The 17,444-nt window shown below is 57.1% G+C and carries 13 protein-coding genes; 8 read left to right on the top strand and 5 right to left on the bottom strand.

Going from position 1 to position 17,444, the window contains the following annotated elements; all coding sequences use genetic code 11:
• Position 1 precedes the first annotated feature (1 nt).
• Both DXC67_RS00250 and DXC67_RS00255 read left to right on the top strand, forming a co-directional pair.
• Complete coding sequence (locus DXC67_RS00250; RefSeq protein ID WP_117636908.1) at positions 2 to 2,806, top strand: transporter substrate-binding domain-containing protein; 2,805 nt, start codon at positions 2 to 4, stop codon at positions 2,804 to 2,806.
• A gap of 41 nt (positions 2,807 to 2,847) precedes the next feature.
• A complete protein-coding gene (locus tag DXC67_RS00255; protein WP_055252525.1) occupies positions 2,848 to 3,327 on the top strand; it encodes a pyridoxamine 5'-phosphate oxidase family protein in 480 nt (159 codons plus the stop codon).
• Between the two features lie 69 nt (positions 3,328 to 3,396).
• Here DXC67_RS00255 and DXC67_RS00260 read toward each other — a convergent pair whose 3' ends face one another.
• The 3 genes from DXC67_RS00260 to tsaA all read right to left on the bottom strand — a co-directional run bounded on the left by DXC67_RS00260 (position 3,397) and on the right by tsaA (position 7,546).
• Positions 3,397 to 5,589, bottom strand: a complete 2,193-nt coding sequence (locus DXC67_RS00260; protein WP_117636909.1) for an ATP-binding protein — start codon at positions 5,587 to 5,589, stop codon at positions 3,397 to 3,399.
• Positions 5,586 to 6,455: an ABC transporter substrate-binding protein gene (locus tag DXC67_RS00265; RefSeq protein ID WP_117636910.1), complete on the bottom strand. Its 870-nt coding sequence runs from the start codon at positions 6,453 to 6,455 to the stop codon at positions 5,586 to 5,588. The genes DXC67_RS00260 and DXC67_RS00265 overlap by 4 nt, the downstream gene beginning before the upstream one ends.
• A gap of 353 nt (positions 6,456 to 6,808) precedes the next feature.
• Positions 6,809 to 7,546, bottom strand: coding sequence for a tRNA (N6-threonylcarbamoyladenosine(37)-N6)-methyltransferase TrmO (gene tsaA / locus DXC67_RS00275; RefSeq protein ID WP_233503108.1), 738 nt, complete (start codon positions 7,544 to 7,546; stop codon positions 6,809 to 6,811).
• A 140-nt stretch (positions 7,547 to 7,686) separates the two neighbouring features.
• On the opposite strand from tsaA, the gene DXC67_RS10330 reads away from it, so the two are divergent.
• From DXC67_RS10330 to DXC67_RS00300, 4 genes are all read left to right on the top strand, one after another.
• On the top strand, positions 7,687 to 8,514 hold the full coding sequence (locus DXC67_RS10330; protein WP_158551252.1) for a TipAS antibiotic-recognition domain-containing protein: 828 nt from the start codon (positions 7,687 to 7,689) through the stop codon (positions 8,512 to 8,514).
• Between the two features lie 51 nt (positions 8,515 to 8,565).
• On the top strand, positions 8,566 to 8,811 hold the full coding sequence (locus DXC67_RS00285) for a glutaredoxin (protein WP_117636912.1): 246 nt from the start codon (positions 8,566 to 8,568) through the stop codon (positions 8,809 to 8,811).
• A gap of 556 nt (positions 8,812 to 9,367) precedes the next feature.
• Complete coding sequence (locus tag DXC67_RS00290; RefSeq protein WP_117636913.1) at positions 9,368 to 10,519, top strand: hypothetical protein; 1,152 nt, start codon at positions 9,368 to 9,370, stop codon at positions 10,517 to 10,519.
• A gap of 332 nt (positions 10,520 to 10,851) precedes the next feature.
• Positions 10,852 to 11,118 carry a ribbon-helix-helix protein, CopG family gene (locus tag DXC67_RS00300; protein WP_055252530.1) on the top strand — a complete coding sequence of 89 codons (267 nt, stop codon included), beginning with the start codon at positions 10,852 to 10,854 and terminating at the stop codon, positions 11,116 to 11,118.
• Positions 11,119 to 11,249: 131 nt separating this feature from the next.
• On the opposite strand, the gene DXC67_RS00305 is transcribed toward DXC67_RS00300, so the two are convergent.
• Positions 11,250 to 12,203, bottom strand: a complete 954-nt coding sequence (locus DXC67_RS00305; protein WP_117636914.1) for a tRNA-dihydrouridine synthase — start codon at positions 12,201 to 12,203, stop codon at positions 11,250 to 11,252.
• A 123-nt stretch (positions 12,204 to 12,326) separates the two neighbouring features.
• On the opposite strand from DXC67_RS00305, the gene DXC67_RS00310 reads away from it, so the two are divergent.
• Both DXC67_RS00310 and DXC67_RS00315 read left to right on the top strand, forming a co-directional pair.
• Positions 12,327 to 12,854, top strand: coding sequence for a DUF3592 domain-containing protein (locus DXC67_RS00310; protein WP_117636915.1), 528 nt, complete (start codon positions 12,327 to 12,329; stop codon positions 12,852 to 12,854).
• Positions 12,855 to 12,917: 63 nt separating this feature from the next.
• Positions 12,918 to 14,051: a hypothetical protein gene (locus DXC67_RS00315; protein WP_117636916.1), complete on the top strand. Its 1,134-nt coding sequence runs from the start codon at positions 12,918 to 12,920 to the stop codon at positions 14,049 to 14,051.
• Between the two features lie 37 nt (positions 14,052 to 14,088).
• Here the strand turns inward: DXC67_RS00315 and DXC67_RS00320 are convergent, their stop codons facing one another.
• Positions 14,089 to 17,343, bottom strand: coding sequence for an ABC transporter ATP-binding protein/permease (locus DXC67_RS00320; protein ID WP_117636917.1), 3,255 nt, complete (start codon positions 17,341 to 17,343; stop codon positions 14,089 to 14,091).
• Positions 17,344 to 17,444: the final 101 nt, after the last annotated feature.

Here is a 17,444-nt window from a genome sequence, read left to right on the forward strand (position 1 = left end):
TGTGAAACCTTCCGCCATCCTTCGTTTGGCTCTATATCGCACCCTAGCCGTCGCGGTTGCCGTACTCACCGTACTGAGCGCCGTCATGCCTGCCCCCGCCTTTGCCGCCGACTCCGACCACCAGGTCAAGACGGTCCGCGTTGGCTGGCTCGTCAACAACAAAGGCTTCCAGGAAGGCACGCCGGGCGAGCGCCTCTCGGGATGGGGCTACGAGTACCTCCAGACCCTCTCGTATTACACAAAGGGCTGGCAATACGAATACGTTAGCGGCACCTTCTCCGAGCTTATGGACATGCTCGAGGCAGGCGAAATCGACCTCATGCCCAACATCTCGTATTCGGCAGAACGCGAGCAGAAGCTGCTCTTTTCCTCAAATCCCGAGGGCACCGAGCGCTACTATATCTACGCCAGGCCCGACCGCGACGATCTAGCTAAGGGTGACCCTCAGGCGCTCCAAGGCCTCACCATCGGCTGCAACTCTGGCGTTATGCAAACTATCGTCGGCCAGCAGTGGCTCGCCAACGAAGACGTTACCTGCACCTATAAAGAAATCGACACCGGCAGCGCCCTCTTTGAGGCGCTTGCAGACGGCGAGGTCGACGCCGTCATCATGAACGACACCATTTCGTCGCCCGATGCGTCACCCATGTTCTACGTAGGCTCGAGCGACTACTATTTTGCCGTTCCCAAAAGCCGCCCTGACCTGATGAACGACATCAACGCCGCCATGACGACCATCGCCCGCGATAACCCGCGCTATAACGAGGAAGTCAAAACGAGTTACTCGACCCAAAACAGTGGCTCGTCATCGCTCACCGGCACCGAGACCACCTGGCTCAAAGAAAACGGCAATACCATCACGCTCGGCTATCTTAAAAACCAACTTCCCTACTGTACGCAAAATGACGACGGCGAGATGGAAGGGTCGCTCGCCTCGCTTGCAACGACGTTGCACGACAAGTTTGACATTACGGTCAAAACAATCGCACTCTCGAACAACAAGCAAATGATCAAAGCCCTTTCCAACGGAACCATCGATGTCGCCCTGCCGTTGTTTCGCGACTACTGGCTCGCCGAGCAGACAGGGGTCATCCAGTCAAACTCGATGGGAACGGTTTCGCTGACCGCCATTCACAATGGCAAAAACCTGAACAGCGACCTTAAGAACATCGCTTGTACAAAGAGCACAATCGTTAACCGTTTTGAGCTCGAAAGTCTCTTTCCGAACGCAACGGTAACCGAGTATTCGAATGACGGCGAGGTGCTCAAAGCCCTCGATGAGGGGAAGGCACGTTGCATCATTGTCCCCAGCACGCGCCTGGAAACTCTCCGCGACATCTACGACATCGAGGATTTCGAAACACAGGAACTCACCAACACGGCACAACTATCGTGTTTAATTTCGCGCGGCAAGCCCGAGCTGCTGGGAATCATCAATAAGGGCATCGTCAATGCAGGTGAATCGCTCTCTGCAAACAGCTATTTCCCCACATCGTACTCGGCGCAAGAATCGGATGCGTTCCGACTTCTCTACCGCAACCGCATCGTCATTGCGGCAGTCGTCATCTGCATTTTGCTCACCGGCATCGTCATCCTTGTCTGGTCGCTTTACCGCGCACAGGAGGAACGGCAGAAAGCCGATGCCGCCAACGCCGCCAAAACCGCTTTCCTCACGCGCATGAGCCACGACATCCGCACGCCGCTCAACGGCATCCTGGGCCTTATCGAAATTGAGGAATTGAGAGAAGGCGACATGCAGGTCGCCCGCGAAAGCCGTGCCAAGGCGCGCGTTGCCGCCAATCACCTGCTGTCACTGATTAACGACATCCTCGAGATGGGCAGGATCGAGGAGCGCAAAGTGACGCTCGAGCACGAATCATTCAACCTTAAAGAGCTGTGCGACAATGCGCTCGTACTGTGCAAGCTCCGCGCATCGGACCGCGGCATAACCATGCTCGACACCAGCGAGCCCTACGCTGTCGACCAATATATGATCGGCAGCCCCACCCATATTCGGCAGATCCTTGTCAACCTGCTCGACAACAGCATCAAGTACAACAAGCACGGAGGCACCGTCACGTTCTCATCGACCATCAAGCCGGTCGACGACGAGCACGCCGTGTTTTGCTTTAGCGTCTCGGACACCGGCATTGGTATGACGCCCGAGTTTTTGACGCACATTTACGAGCCGTTTGCCCAGGAAGGCGCCGATGCGCGCAGCAAGTTCCAAGGAACCGGCATTGGCATGTCTATCGTCAAATCGCTCATCGATATGATGGGCGGCACGATTGAGATTTCGAGTGAGGTTGGCGTGGGGAGTACGTTTGACGTCCGGATTCCGCTCGATATCGACAAGAACCCTCAGATAAAAGAATGTGCAGACACGCAGGTAAGCAGCTGCTCGCTCGCCGGCATGAACGTCCTTTTGGCAGAAGATAACGAACTCAATGCCGAGATTGCCCAAGCTCTGCTCGAAAGCGAAGGCATCGTCGTGACTCGCGCCGCCGACGGCAACGAGACAGTCGACCTATACGTTAGCCGTCCCGCCGGCAGCTTCGATGCAATCCTGATGGACATCATGATGCCGGGCATGGACGGCTACGAGGCAACCCGGGCGATCCGCCTGAGCGAAAAGGCCGATGCGGCCGACATCCCCATCATCGCGCTCACCGCCAACGCCTTTGCCGAAGACGCCAAGGCGGCACACGACGCCGGCATGAACGCCCATCTGCCCAAACCGCTCGACTTTAGCAAGCTCAAAAACATACTCGCCTGTATCAAGAAAAACGGGGCTGTTTCGCTATAGTTTGTGCTCAACCACCATGCGCAGTAGAAAGGAAGCCAACGATGTTTAGGCCCTTACGTCGAAAGAAACGCGCCATCACCGACGAGAAAGCGCGCGAACTGCTCGCTACCTGCAAGCGCGGCGTCTTTGCCGTCAACGGCGATGATGGCTACCCCTATGCCATTCCCGTCAACTACTTCTTTGACGCCGAGCACGACAAGATTTATTTCCATGGCGCCAAGGCTGGCCACAAGGTCGATTCACTCAAGCATGATGATAAAGTCTGCTTTACCGTTTACGGCAACGAGTGGTACAAGGACGGCGACTGGGCTCCCTACGTTATGAGTACCGTTGTCTTTGGTCGTTGTCGCCTGGTAGATGAAGCGCCCGCGTTTATCGAGGACAAAGTCCGTCAGCTCGCGCTTAAGTACTACCCTTCTGCCGAAGAAGTCGAGGAGGAGATCGCCAAAGACATCAAGGGCGTCCAACTCTACGAGATTTCGATTGAGCATCTTTGCGGCAAGCAGATTCATGAAAAGTAAGCCCAAAAACAGGTCCTACAAATAGCAAAATGGCTCGGTTCCAACCAGTATTGGAACCGAGCCATTTGTTTATGAAGCGTCGGCGGCTATGTGCGCAAGCGCCTCAACGAGATCCTGAGAACTCACGGGTTTGCTCAGATGCGCGTTCATGCCCGCCTCGCGCGAAAGCCTACGGTCGTCGGCAAAGGCATTGGCGCTCACGGCGATAATCGGCGTGGTCGCGGCGTCCTCGCGATCGAGCGCTCGAATCTGACGCGTGGCCTCAAGGCCATCGATGCCGGGCATCATGATGTTCATCAATACCACGTCGTACTCGTGCGGCGCGCTCGCGGCAAACGTCTCGACGGCAGACTCGCCATCTTTGACATGTGTCACGACGGCACCGGCGCGGTCGAGCGTAAACTGTGCGATCTCGGCATTCAGGTCGTTATCTTCTACGAGCAAAACGCGCAGGCCCTGGAGCACGTCGCTGTCGCCTGCATCCACGCGAACTGCCTGGGGAATCTCGGAACTCTTGCACTTCTCAAACGGCAGGCAAATGGTAAACGTCGTCCCCTGCCCCAAGGCGCTCGTAAAGCTCATGGTTCCGCCCATAAGCTCGACCAACTGTTTGGCAATAGACGCGCCCAGGCCAGTTCCCGATGAAGCGCCTTCCACCTGTTGTTCCTCGCGGCTGAACGGCTCGTAGAGGTGCTGTTGAAACTCCTCGCTCATGCCAATGCCGTTATCGGCGATCGTGTATTCATAGACGGGGACACCGTCCACCGGCTCCACCTCGCGGCATGTCAGGCGAACATAGCCGCCCTGGCGGTTGTACTTGACGGCATTACCGGCAATATTGAGCAACAGGCGCTTGAGGTGCGTCACGCTCACCCGGGCATAGGGATGATCAAGAGTCCGTTGGTCGCAGATAATTGTCACCAGGCGCTCCTCGGCCTGGCGCTCCAGGATATCGCACACCTCACGGTTGAGGGCCACCATATCTGTAGGCACGAGATTCAGGTCGACCTGCCCGCTCTCCAAGCGGCTCATATCGAGTGCCTCGTTCGCAAGGTCGAGCAGCAGTCCCGACGCCGTCCAGATCTTTGAGCGGCACTCAGTCTGCTTTTGCAAGTCGTCCGCGTTGGCATTGCCCACCTCGACCATACCGCGAATGCCGTTGATGGGCGTGCGCAGGTCGTGACTCATGCGACGCAGGAACTCCGTCTTTGCAGAGTTGGCAGACGAAGCTTCGCGCGCCGCTTTTGCCAGCTTGTCGCCATAGTCGCGCTCCTGCAGCAACAGGTCGGCAAAGCGCTGGCTCTCGGCGCGGCGGCGCACCAACACAACAGTGGCTATAACACCGCCGTAGAGTGCCAACACACTGGCAACAACAGCGGCAACAACCTCAAAGTAACGCTGCGCGGGAGCATAGGTGTACACGTAAAAATCGCGCGCTTTACCAAATGTGCCCAGATACCACTCACCGCTTTCGTTAACCAATCTGACCTTACCAGCCAGGCAACGCTCCTTAATGCCGTTGACAACGATGGCATCCGTCGCAGGCAAATCGAACACGCCCGACACGGCGGGCTCAACAGCGTTGGTCGCAACGACCTTACCGTCGTTTTCGATCACGATATTGCCGCTATCGATAGTCTCATAACCATCGAGCAAGCTCTGCAACTTGAGCGTATTGCTCGCGACCGCCTTGGCGCTCTGGTGCCTCACCGCGACAACGATGCCCTCACCGTCCCGCCGGGCCACGCAGCCAATGTCTGCGATCGAATCGTCCGCAAGCGTAATGCGAGCGGTATAGGACTTAAGCGGATGGGCTGCCACCTCCAGCACAGGCGCCTCTTTGAGATTCGCAGCGAGCGACTCGTAGCCCACGTCATCCTTCGAGGACTCGGACACCAAGTTGCCCGATGCATCCGTTACGATCAGCGCTGTCACATTAAACTGGTCAGCATATTGCTCCAACGTAGCGTTATCCACCGAGCCGTCGCGCTCCATATCGCGCGCCGCCTCTCCGGCGATCTCCATAACGCGAATCAGGTTTTTGGTCGCATAGGCGCTGTTGAACGCATCGTAGGAAAGGCTCTGTGTCGCCACGTAATCGACAACGTCGGCAAAGCGCTGCTCGGCCTGAGCTGTCGTGTAGGCGTAGCTCGTCACGCCGGCAACAATCGAGAGCGCTATCCCCAACAGGACGACGATGAGCCATTCCCGTGCCGAACGATCGCCCCGCTCCTGAGCGGTGTGGTCGGACGCATCAATCATGACAGGCCCTCCACATTCAAAAAGGGCGAAGGGTCATCAAAATACTTTGACACCAGGCGCTCCATGGTGCCATCGGCAAGCATTTCTTGGTAGGCATGGGTGAGCTTAACGTCGATGCCGCGTGTGTCGTTGATATCGAAAGCGGTGCCCAAACCAACCTCTAGCAGCGGCTCAGACAAAATGCGATACGTCACGCCATAGTCTTTTTCGTAGGTGAGCAGCGAGGACTCATGCGCGGCGATGGCGTCGACTAGGCCCTCGACAAGCGCCGGGTTCAGGTACGAGCGGTCCGAAAAGCTGTAGAGCTCCTTAATCTGCGGAACGTTTTCATTGGTGTGATTGAGCAGAATCGATTCGGGCTTGGTGGTGGACTGGACCGCCACGACCCTACCCTCAAGATCGGCAAGCGTGTAGATATCGCTTTCGGGATCGACAGCAACCACCTGTCGGCTCGCAAGGTACGGCCCCGCCCAGCGATACTCGCCTTCGCGGCCCGTCATACTAAAGCTGCCCATGACGCAATCGAGCTCGCCGCTCGCCAGCAGCTCTTTCTTCTTTTCCCAGTCGATCAGCTGGTACTTTGGCTTGTAGCCAATGCGGCCCAAAGCCTCGGTCAAAATATCGACATCCAGGCCAACAATATCGCCGTACTCGTTGCTATACACAAACGGTGGATAGAGGTCGCTGCCAACGTTGAGCGTCTTAAGGTTGTCGTCTTTGACCTGCGAGGCGGCTGCGCCTTCTGATGCAGACGCCGCGGCCCCATCATTCAACCCGGAACAGCCAGCTATCGCCACGACAAAGGCGCCCACCACTGCAAGCGCAACAAACAACGATATGGCGGCCGAGCGACGAGGGCTTTTCATCGAGCTCCAGACGATCCTGTTTACAGACTCAAGAGCTGAATAATAGCAGACAAAACCGCGCTTGCGCTCAATGGTTACAGATGCTTTACCATACGGGGCCTTCCAGCCAATCTGGCAGACAGCCCCGCATGCAGCGCTCACTTACCGTGCATTAAAAACGTAGCGGTCCAAGCGGTCGCACGCCTCCCTTACACGCGAAAGCGGCAGCGCCAGATTCACGCGAATGTGGCAAGGTCCATGGAATGGACGGCCGTCCTGATAGCCCACGCCCACACGCGCCCCCTCGTCGAGCAGCCACTGAATATCGCAGCCATGCTCGCGGCACCACTATGGGAATGCGGACAAATGGCCGGTTAGTCCTGCGCGTCGTCGACGGCGGTTACCGTCAGCCTGGTTCCGTCAACCGTAAACGATATATCGAGCCCGGCGTAAGCCAAGTGGTACACGCGGTTTGGCTCGTGCTTGCTGCCCGCGCGGCGCGGATCTTGGCGAAGGACCTCTATCAAGCCGGAGAGCTTTGCAGGCGGGACCATATCCTGCAGCGCATGCGGAAACTCAACGTCGAGCTCTTGCCATGGCGCATCTTCAATCCAGCCGCCGGTCGCATCCGGGTGACAGTCCGCAAACGGAATGTAGGGCTTGATATCGTAGATGGGCGTGCCGTCGCGCAGATCTGCTCCCAGCACATGGATGATGGGGCCGTCGTCGGTAAGCTCGACACGATCGAGCTTGACGCAGGTAAGACCGATGGGATTGGGGCGAAACGGGCTGCGTGTGGCAAATACGCCCACACGCTCGGCTCCACCCAGGCGCGGCGGACGCACGGTTTTCGACCACTTGGCGTTGGTGCCGGACCTGCCCTGCGTCTTGGCATCGGCGGCGATGTCTTCCGCCGTGCCGCCGGGCGTTCCGTTTTCAAAGCGCCAGAGCAGCCACAGGTGCGAGAAGGAGTCCAAGCCCTCAACCGCCGCGCTGGAAGCATATTCCGGCTCAAAGACAATGCGCCCCTCAAGATGGGGCGCCAAAAAGCTGTTGCGCGGGATGCCGAACTTCTGCGGCAGGTCGGTATGTATGTGTGCAATAGGTTCCATGCCGGTCATTGTACGGCATGAGGGCATGGACGCTGCGTGCAATCCCCCACCACGACCGCCCTTTTTGCAACCAACGGTTGCTTGGAAGGGCGTCGGCCGCCGCGTATGCTTAAAGCCGCAAGCAGCAGAAAGGAGCTATCATGGCCTTTGCAGAAAAACTCATCGCCGTCCGTCGTGCCAACAGCCTCACCCAAGAGCAGCTCGCCGCCAAGCTCTATGTCACGCGCCAAGCCGTCAGCCGCTGGGAGCGGGGCGAGGTCACGCCGGGCATCGACATGATGAAGCTCATCGCCGCCGTGACCGGCGAGCCGCTGTCCCACCTGCTCGAAATGCCCGAGCACTATTGCCAGAGCTGCGGCATGATGCTCACGCCCGACGACTGCGGCACCGATGCCACGGGCGCCACGACCGACCATTACTGCAAGTGGTGTTACGACCACGGCAAGTACACCTATAAGACCACGATGGAGGCAATGATCGAGGATTGTGCTCCGCGGCTGGCACAAAACACCGGCATGTCGCTCGACGAAGCCGTCTCGCTCATGGGCGCCGTGCTGCCCCAACTGGAGCGCTGGCGCACCGTGCAGGAAAACGAGGAGCGCTACGGTGCCGAGGCGCGAGCGCGCTATGGCGACGAGGCGATCGACGCCGCAAACGAAGCACTGCTGGATATGGATCCCGAGACATGGAACGACATGAAAGAACTCGAGCGCGCGATTTTGGGCCAGCTCTCGATTGCCATGGACGACGGCGATCCAAAGAGTAACGAAGCCCGCAAGCTTGTCGCAATGCACCGCCGATGGGTTGGCCTTAACTGGGGACACGAGCCCCAGGACGAAGCATACCTGGGCCTCGCCAATGGTTATCTTGCCGACCAGCGCTTTGTTGACTACTACGACAAGCCCTGCGGCACCGGAGCCACGGCGTTTCTGGTACAGGCAATCGAGTCGTCGTTGACGCGTGCATAGACCGCGGCGGCTTTGGGTATTTCAATCGAAACCTCAACCGATTGGAGACCTATGGCTACTGATCACGAGCTCGCGCTCTACGTTATGACCGGCTGCCCGTATTGCATAAAGGTCAAGCGCTTCCTGGCCGATAACGGCGTGACCATCCCCGAGCGTAATATCTCGACCGATTCCGATGCCGAGCAGACGCTCATCACCGTCGGCGGAAAGCGCCAGGTTCCCTGCCTGTTCATTGACGGCACGCCACTCTACGAGTCGGGCGACATCATCGCGTGGGTGCAGGAGAATTTGCTCTAGCACGCGCACTGCGGCCAGTTCGCGCCAACCGAGCCGAACCCATACGAACCAAACATGTACGCCAGCATCCAAAGTCGACATTTTTCGACATCTTTGGATGCTGGCGTACAGCTTTTCAATCTAGTCATTGGGGACGTTCTTGAATGACTAGTCGTTAAAGAACGTCCCCAACGACTAGTATCGATTTAATAGAACATACGTTTGCTTTTTATGCTATACTCGCCTCAAGGCATGAGAATGGTCGAGAGTTCCTGCGGAGGTCCCCAATGACACGCCGGAGCGGGCTCGGTAAGTAAGATCGGTGGTTACCGCACTCGTCCATCTCAGACAGGCTGCGCTCCTGTTCGTCGTCGCCATCAAAGAACGACACTCACAACCAAACGTTTCCGTTATCCGTGAGCCACACAGGAGTGCATCGTTATGGCAAAAAAGATTCCAACCTTTACGTCCGACACCGTATCAAGCGCCTGCTCAGATATCAGCAAGATCGTTGAAGCCAAGAGTCTCAATCAAAAGAGACTCGATCATGAGACTTCGTTAGAGGGGGCGTTGCTCATTGGGCGCCGCCTCGAACAAGAGACTGCCGGATACCCCATTACTAATCTCAAAGGACTGCTCTCCCCCCGTCGGCGGCCATCTACACAAGCACTATGGCCCCCGCCTAGGACAATCCTATCTCGCACGCTGCATTAAGTTCGCTCGCGCCGTTCCCAAATACGCACCTTTTCGATCAGAGCTTGACCTAGCCCACTATGAGGCACTCGCTCGCGTCACAAATGAGTACCTGCGTCTTGAGCTCATGAACGTCGCGGCCGACAACAGGTGGCCCTCATCGCACATCGCGCTTCACGCCAGATACCAGAATCCACAAGATGCTCCAAGCAACAGAGAATTCCGCGAGCTCACAGCGAACCAGGAAGTTTGGCGCTTTGCCCGCGCTTATACAGATGCCTGCGGAATCATTTCGCTCGAGAAGTTTGTTGAGCTTTACAATTCTTGCGCTCCCGAACCAGTCTCGATATTCGAAGTAAATGAAACTATTTGGAAAATCAAAGAGGAGTCGGGGCGCATCGACAACCCCTGCATACTTTCCAAGGACGGAGAGCTGTACCTCATAGCGCCGGAACTAGACGACACGGTCGAAAATAACCCTTATTACTACGACGACTACGGATATTCCTATCGAAGATACGAACGCCATAGCGAGTACACCCAGGAAATGCGCTCGTTACGCGAGCGACGTGTTCAGAGCAGGAGGGCGGCCATATTCACTGGCCATAAGCAGCATCCAATCGAAAAACTAGATTATGAGGACATCGTCTGTGGATATGCCAGCTACACACAATCTGTTAATAATCTCAAATTGTATATCTTGAATGATTCCAAGCTGGGTGCCGCAAGCCTTCACGCAAGAGAGGACGAGTTCGATTTCATCATGGCAAAACTCTTGCGTTCTATTGGTCTCAACGGCATGCCGACAGCACAACAAACAACCGAAGATGCCGAATTATTATTAATCGTCGTACGACCCGATTTTTACAAACAAGCGGAGATAAACAAGGTCTCCAAGCTCCTCGCAATAGTCTATGAAAACACTCCCCTCTGGGAGTTCAACGGCCGCTCGCATACCGAACTAAGAAATGAAGAAGCGGTAGAGCCCCTCGTGCCAACTATGCAACCAACAGTCCAACCAAAACAGGCTGCTTAACCGTATTAACTGCTTGTATTTTTGTCTACAAAACTGTATACATAAAGAGAGGTCCCTATGGAGCTCATCGCAATCCACCCCCATGCCCTCAAACATGGGCTGACAGAGACGGATATTACCTGCGCTTGGAACTCCGCTTTCGCATGGTTTAGGCGTGATCTTGAAAATGGAGGCATCGATTACGTTCTCGTTGGACTTGATGGAAAAAACCGCCTCATGGAGCTCATTGCTCGATGTTGCCCCGACCGAGATGGTTACATCATTTACCACGCCCTTGTCCCTCCTACGCGCAAGGTGCTCAGGGAAATCGGAATCGATCGATAGGAGGCGCTATGGACGCTAAACAGCTCGAAAAGATGATGGGGTTTGCTCCCGGTGAGCTAGAAAAAGCCGCAGCGGCATACGAAAAAGATGAGTGGCCGAAGGGCCACACCGTCAAGTTGGGAAGGCCGCCGATTTCCGATGAACCAAGCGTTGTTTTATCGGCACGTGTAGGCGAATCGGTTCTTGAAGCATTTGACGCAAAGGCAAAGCGCCATGGGCAAACGCGCACGGAGCGACTCAGGGAACTCATTACACTCGATGCAATGATTGCCTAGTCCCCTGCCGAACCAAACATGTACGTCAGCATCCAAAAACGATATTTTTCGACATCCTTGGATGCTGGCGTACAGTTTTTTGCATGGGTCCGGCACAGGCGATCCGTTCTTCTCCGTCCCCAAGGGATCATTTAGCCACAAAAGCGGGCGACGGGCGCAAGCTGCTGCTCGCGAAAGACACGGTCGACAGCGGCACGGTATTCATCGACCTTTTTGGTCTTGCGTACGAGTTTGTGAACGGTCGCGGGATCGGCGAAGGCGCATTTGGCGTAGAACCACCACTCCTTCATGCGAAAGACTGCGTTGCCCCCAATCTCGTCCGCATAGGCCGCAAACAGCATGTCATGGAAGCGTTGCAGCTCAGCGGCGGTAGCGGCAGGGTCGCCCTTAACCATGCGAGCCAGCGCGGGATTCGCAAGCAAGCCGCGCCCCAACATTACGTGGCGTGTTCCGGGATAGGCCTTCACCAGCGCATCCATGTCCTCAAGATCAAAGATGTCGCCGTTATAGGCCACGGGGAACGGCGCCCGTTCCAGCGTCTCGCCGTAAAACTCTTTGCGCGGTGAGCCCGTATAACGGTCCTTTTGCACGCGCGGATGCACGATCAATTCCGCCAGCGGCATTCGGCAATAGAGGTCGAGCACGCGCTCGTACTCGTCATCGCATTCGAGCCCCAGTCTGGTCTTGACCGACACCGGCAAGGGCGAGCGTTCGCACACGTCGCTCAAGAACACCTCGAGCTCATCCAAATTGCGCAGAAAGCCCGAACCCTTGCCCTTCGCGACCACCGTTCCCGAAGGGCAGCCAAGGTTGAGGTTGACCTCGCGGTAACCCATATCGGCAAGCACCTGCGCCGCCCACACAAACTCGTCCGCATTCTTGGACATCAGCTGGGGCACCACGTTAAGTCCCTGGTTGTTGGCAGGATCGACCTCTTTAAACGCCTTGCCGCCAAAGCGATTGCCCACCCGCGGCGGCGGCAAAAACGGCGTGTAATAACAATCGAGCGCGCCGAAGCACTCCGCATGCACGCGACGGAACACATGCCCGGTAATCCCCTCCATAGGGGCCAGCGATAAATACATCAACATCCATTCTCAAATCAATGTGACAAAGGGACTGTCCCTTTGCCACATAATACGCCCACCGAGGGCGGGGGTTCTCTATACTGAGTCACATATGACGGTATCGCGCCAAAGGAGAACGCCGTGACCACGTCGCAGATATCCCTGCTCGTGCTCATCTTGGTTGGGGGCATCGGCATCCTGCTTATCGGAGTGAGCGCGCTCATGAAAGCCGCCGCCCGCAAGAAAGCCAAGGCCTGTACCGCCGTGACCATGGGGACGGTCATCGACCATCGCTTTATGGGTGAAGGCAGAATGAATCCCGTTTTGGAATACACCGTCGACGGCACGCAATACCGCGCGAAAAAACAATTCCGTGGCATAAAGACCAAAAGCTTGTCGGGACTCCCCATCCGCACGCAAGCCACCGCCTACGAAGACGCCAAGGGCTGGCTGCACGTGCAGACAGGCCCCATCGCCCGCCTAGGCACCCTCGCGGAGCAGCTTTGGCCCCTCGGTAGCCAAATGACCGTGTACTACAACCCCAGCAACCCAGACAAAAGCTATGTCGAACGCCCCATCGTGGGCAACTTTGCCACACTGATGTTTAACATCGCAGGCTTCTTGCTCATCGCGATGAGCATCTTGCTCTATGTTCTTATCCAGCGCTAGCTCAAACTGATGCGCCCCGCGCCCCATGCGCCGCAACGACCGCCACGACACTAAGGATCAGCCATGGCAACACTCTCCGAACAAGAACGTAAGCGCATCCAGCGATACTGCATCTGCCCCAAGGTTGCCGGGGCGGCGCTTGCCATGGCATTCGTGCTGCCTTTTTTGATCATTCCCTTCGAAATGATTGACGACATCGTCTTCCATCACGAAGGCTTCCAAGAAACGGGCATGATAGCCGCCCTGGTGCTCACCGCCGTCGAGCTCGTCATCTTCTGCTATTGCGCGCTCGCACCGCGCTTTGGCATGCGCGGCAAGCAGTGGAAGGAAATGCAGCACCGACTCGTCGTCGAGCAGACCGAGAAAGACCGCTCGGCACAAATCGCAGGCGTTATCGGTACGCAGGCTGCCGCGCGCCTGCTCAAGAACAGCGACAACGAGACCGCGCGCAACCTGGGTGGCGCGGCAGAAGTCGCCGCTGCCGTAGGCGCCGTCGCCACCGCGGCAGACGTGCTTGCCGAAAGCTTTGCCAACGCAAAGGCCATGGCAGAGGCCTGTGGCGTGCCTATCCCCCGTGCAAAAAAGTGGATCGTCGCGCTTGTGGCACTGCCCCTCGCAATCGTGTGCGGTGCCTATATCCCGCAGCTGGCGCAGGGAAACATCGAGATGCAACAGAACGCCGCGGCCGCGGCCGAGCAGATCGCCATCGCCCGCAAGACGCTAGAGCCCGCATGCGAGTACGTATCCGCCGATGACCCTTACGAGCGATATCAAGATTACGGCTATCACGTCCGCGGCTACCTTCACGACGGCGACTCCGATACCCAGAAGACCTATACGTACCTGGATTTCGACAACAAGGGAACGCTCAAGGAAGTGAGTTACATAGCAGAGATCGACCCCGACGCGAGCCTTGAGGACAACCTCGCCCGCATCGAGCTCGACTTGGACGAACTTTCCTCTGTCGTCCAAACCGTAGACGTCAAGACCGTGAGTCCCGAGCTCCTAGCACCGCAAAAGCTCCCCGAAGAGTTTAGGCAGGCTTTTTTGAACGGTTCGCTCTACGAGAGAATCTCCATCAGGACGAGTGACAACCCCATCAAAACGTACTATTCGTTTGACACGGATCCCGAGGATGAATTTGACGAGTACACCCATCCAAGCATCCGTATCACATTGATGGGCAAAACGAGCTAGCCACCCAATGTGACAAAGGGACTGTCCCTTTGTCACATTATTCGGAGCGTAGGGCTTCCACAGGGTCTTTCTTGGATGCGCTGCGAGCAGGCAGCAGGCCGGCAACGACCGTCAGCAGCACCGAAATTACAATGAGCATCAGCGCGTCTTGAACGGGCAGGCTCATCAGGTTGGGCACCTGCTTGGCCGCAAGCGCCCAGGCATTAACCGGAAAGCTCACGGCCACCACGACGACAATGGCAAAGACGCCGGCAATGAGGCCTTCGATAAAGGTCTCAGCGTTGAACACGTTTGCCACGTTGCGCTTTGACGCGCCGATCGCGCGCAGGATGCCAATCTCCTTTTTGCGCTCCAGCACGCTGATGTAGGTGATAATGCCGATCATGATGGAGCTCACCACCAGACTGATACTCACGAATGCGATGAGCACCAAGCTGATAGTATTCACGATGTCGGTCACCGAACCCATGATGATGCCCATGTAGTCGGTGTACGAGATTGCCTGCTCGTCGTGGCCAGCAGCTTTGACCTGCTTGTTGTACGCATCGATGTGATCGAGCACGCGCTCCTTGGCCTCAAAGTCGCGCGGGAAAATCTTGACCGAAATGGGGTCCGCCTCGTCCGCATAGCCCAACGTGGTCAGATTGTTGTCGTAGGTGAGCTTCGACGCCTTGGCATAGCTCATCATGAGCGAGCTCAGGTCCTCGGCGTCCATGTTGAAGTGGATGGCACGAGCAAAGGCGCCCGCATCCACGCGCATGGCGCTCGCCAGGTTGGCAAAACTCGAAGACATCTGCGTCGCCATTTGGTCCATGAGCCCTGCCGCACCCGCCTTGAGCTGGGTTGATACCGTCGTCGCAATCTGCTCGCTGACCGCCTTCATCACCTGATCCATAGACTGCTGCAAATACGGAGCCAGCTGCTTTTGCACATAGTCGCCCATCACCTGCTGCAGACGCTCGGCCAGGGCATCGCCGCCGAGCGCTTTGAGCTGTGCCAAAATTTGCTGGGCTGCGGCATCATTCTCAAGATATGCCGAGAATGCGGCAGCGAGCTTTGACGCGTCTTTAAGGTCTTCGGGTGACAGCGCCTTAAACTGATCAGAGCGCATAAAGCCCTCAAACAGCTGGTTGGCAAGTGCTCCCACCTGCTGCATTTGCTCGGGTGTGAGTTCCAGACCGTCAAAGATGCCCGAGAAATCTGGGGCCGGCGCTTTGGCCATGATGTCACTAAAGTCGATGTCCCTCCCAACACCCGAAAGGTCAATGTCCAGCCCGGACAAGTCGAGACCAGAAAGGTCCATACCGCCGGCTGCGCCCGAGAGCGCAGATGCATCGAGAGAGAACGCGCTCTTCAGTGCCGCCTCGTCTACGCTGAACATACTGCCCAAATCCACGCCCTGCTTGGCTTCGCCCTGCAGCTCGTCGAAGGTTTTGCCCGTAAAGACATCCGTCTCGGGGTGGGCAAGCTGCTCCTGCACAATCTGCGAATCGGCAGCACGCTCCATAAGCTGGCGAGTCAGCGCATGCGTATAGACAATGCCCGGGGACAATGCGCTCGCGTTTGCCGTCTCGTTGGGTCGCACCACGCCCACAATGCGCACGTCAATACCGTCGGCAACCTTGGTTTTCATAAAGTCGGCGTCGCCAGACATGTCAGTCCACATGCCGGTCTCTTCGTTTTTGCGATAGGCATCGGCCGGCGACAACACCTTAAACGTCGTGGACAGTGCATCGTCGTAGGTAAAGTCGCTGCCGGTCTTGGGCGTCTTGACCTTGCCGTCGGCCGTCATGGCACTGTTAACCAGGTCGTTAAGCTCATCGATATCCAGCGCGCCGATACTGTAGAGCGTGTAGTCGCCCACCGTTCCGCGGCTCGAAAGCACCATCACGGCCTCGTTGGCGGACGTAGGCCAATGGCCGGCAACGACATCGTACTGGCTGTCGAGCAGGCTCTGATCGTCAATCATCTCGTTAAAGACCGAGGTTCCCATGGAATCCATGCTCACCGTTGCCGCCGAGCTCGCGCCTCCGCTCATGGCCTCGGTCATGGCGTTGGGCACCAGCCGGACAGGCTTCTCATCGCCCTTGCCGGCACGATAGACAACCGGCGTCACGCCGTAGCCGTACTGAATGGCGTTGACCTCTTTATCGATGCCGTCGCCACCGGCATCGAGCCATGCCTTAAAGCTCGTCATGTCGTTGGACTTAACGCTTGCGAACATATCCTTTACGGCCGTGACCACAGGGATCTTATCGGTCCCCTGAGCCTTGCCGTCGGTGCCGTCGTCGGACGAACCCTCGTTCTTGGACGTATCGTCATCCGTGGCCCCATGCCCGCCCATCATGGACGACAGGTCGTAATCTTGTTTGGAAATCGTAAGCGGGTAGCTCGAGAGTGTGTCCTCCTCGACCTTTTTGATGTAGCCGTTTACGCCATTGGAGAGCGCCAGAATCGCCGCGATGCCAATAATGCCGATCGAACCAGCAAAGGCCGTCATAGCCGTACGGCCCTTCTTGGTCAAAAGGTTTCGCGCCGAAAGCCCCAGCGCTGTCACAAAGCTCATCGAGGTTTTGCGCGTGGGCTTGGCCTCGCGACGCGCGGGCTCGGCAGCATCAAAGGGATCTGAATCGTCGGTGACCTTGCCGTCCGCCAGGTTGACAATGCGCGTGGCGTACTTGTACGCCAGCTCGGGATTGTGCGTGACCATGATGACCAGACGGTCGCGCGCAACGTCCTTGAGCAAATCCATGACCTGGACGGACGTCGTTGAATCCAAGGCGCCGGTCGGCTCGTCAGCCAGCACAATCTCGGGGTCATTGATCAGGGCGCGGGCAATGGCCACGCGCTGCATCTGCCCGCCCGAAAGCTGGCTCGGGCGCTTGTCAACGTGCTCGCCCAGACCGACTGCCTCGAGCGCCTTGCGTGCACGTTGGCGGCGCTCGGCATGCCCCACGCCCGTGAGCGTAAGCGCCAACTCCACGTTTTCCAAAATGCTCTGATGCGGAATGAGGTTATAGCTCTGGAACACAAAGCCGATGCGATTATTGCGATAGGCATCCCAATCGCGGTCGTTGAAGTCCTTGGTCGAGATGCCGTCGATCAGCAGATCGCCCGAATCAAAATGATCGAGTCCACCGATGACGTTGAGCATCGTAGTCTTACCCGAACCCGAGGGACCCAGAATGGCTACGAACTCGTTATCGCGAAAAGACAGGCTTACGCTGTCGAGCGCTACCTGCGTAAACGACTGCGTAACGTACCTTTTGCAAATAACCCTGAGATCCAGCATGGACGGCAACCTCTCTCGCGCGGGCGCGCTCGCCCGCTCCCCCGCCGTTCACGTTCGGCGCGTTTGTCCTACTCTATCCTCATTTTTGGCCGATACCAGTG

Source organism: Collinsella sp. TF07-1 (genome assembly GCF_003437235.1).
Classification (GTDB): Bacteria; Actinomycetota; Coriobacteriia; order Coriobacteriales; family Coriobacteriaceae; genus Collinsella.

Bases quoted from the DNA above. Each gene is read 5' to 3' on its own strand.
- DXC67_RS00255 (WP_055252525.1), top strand. From the start codon at position 2,848: ATGTTTAGGCCCTTACGTCGAAAGAAACGCGCCATCACCGACGAGAAA.
- DXC67_RS00260 (WP_117636909.1), bottom strand. From the start codon at position 5,589: ATGATTGATGCGTCCGACCACACCGCTCAGGAGCGGGGCGATCGTTCG.
- DXC67_RS00265 (WP_117636910.1), bottom strand. From the start codon at position 6,455: ATGAAAAGCCCTCGTCGCTCGGCCGCCATATCGTTGTTTGTTGCGCTT.
- tsaA (WP_233503108.1), bottom strand. From the start codon at position 7,546: ATGGAACCTATTGCACACATACATACCGACCTGCCGCAGAAGTTCGGC.
- DXC67_RS10330 (WP_158551252.1), top strand. From the start codon at position 7,687: ATGGCCTTTGCAGAAAAACTCATCGCCGTCCGTCGTGCCAACAGCCTC.
- DXC67_RS00285 (WP_117636912.1), top strand. From the start codon at position 8,566: ATGGCTACTGATCACGAGCTCGCGCTCTACGTTATGACCGGCTGCCCG.
- DXC67_RS00300 (WP_055252530.1), top strand. From the start codon at position 10,852: ATGGACGCTAAACAGCTCGAAAAGATGATGGGGTTTGCTCCCGGTGAG.
- DXC67_RS00305 (WP_117636914.1), bottom strand. From the start codon at position 12,203: ATGTATTTATCGCTGGCCCCTATGGAGGGGATTACCGGGCATGTGTTC.
- DXC67_RS00315 (WP_117636916.1), top strand. From the start codon at position 12,918: ATGGCAACACTCTCCGAACAAGAACGTAAGCGCATCCAGCGATACTGC.
- DXC67_RS00320 (WP_117636917.1), bottom strand. From the start codon at position 17,343: ATGCTGGATCTCAGGGTTATTTGCAAAAGGTACGTTACGCAGTCGTTT.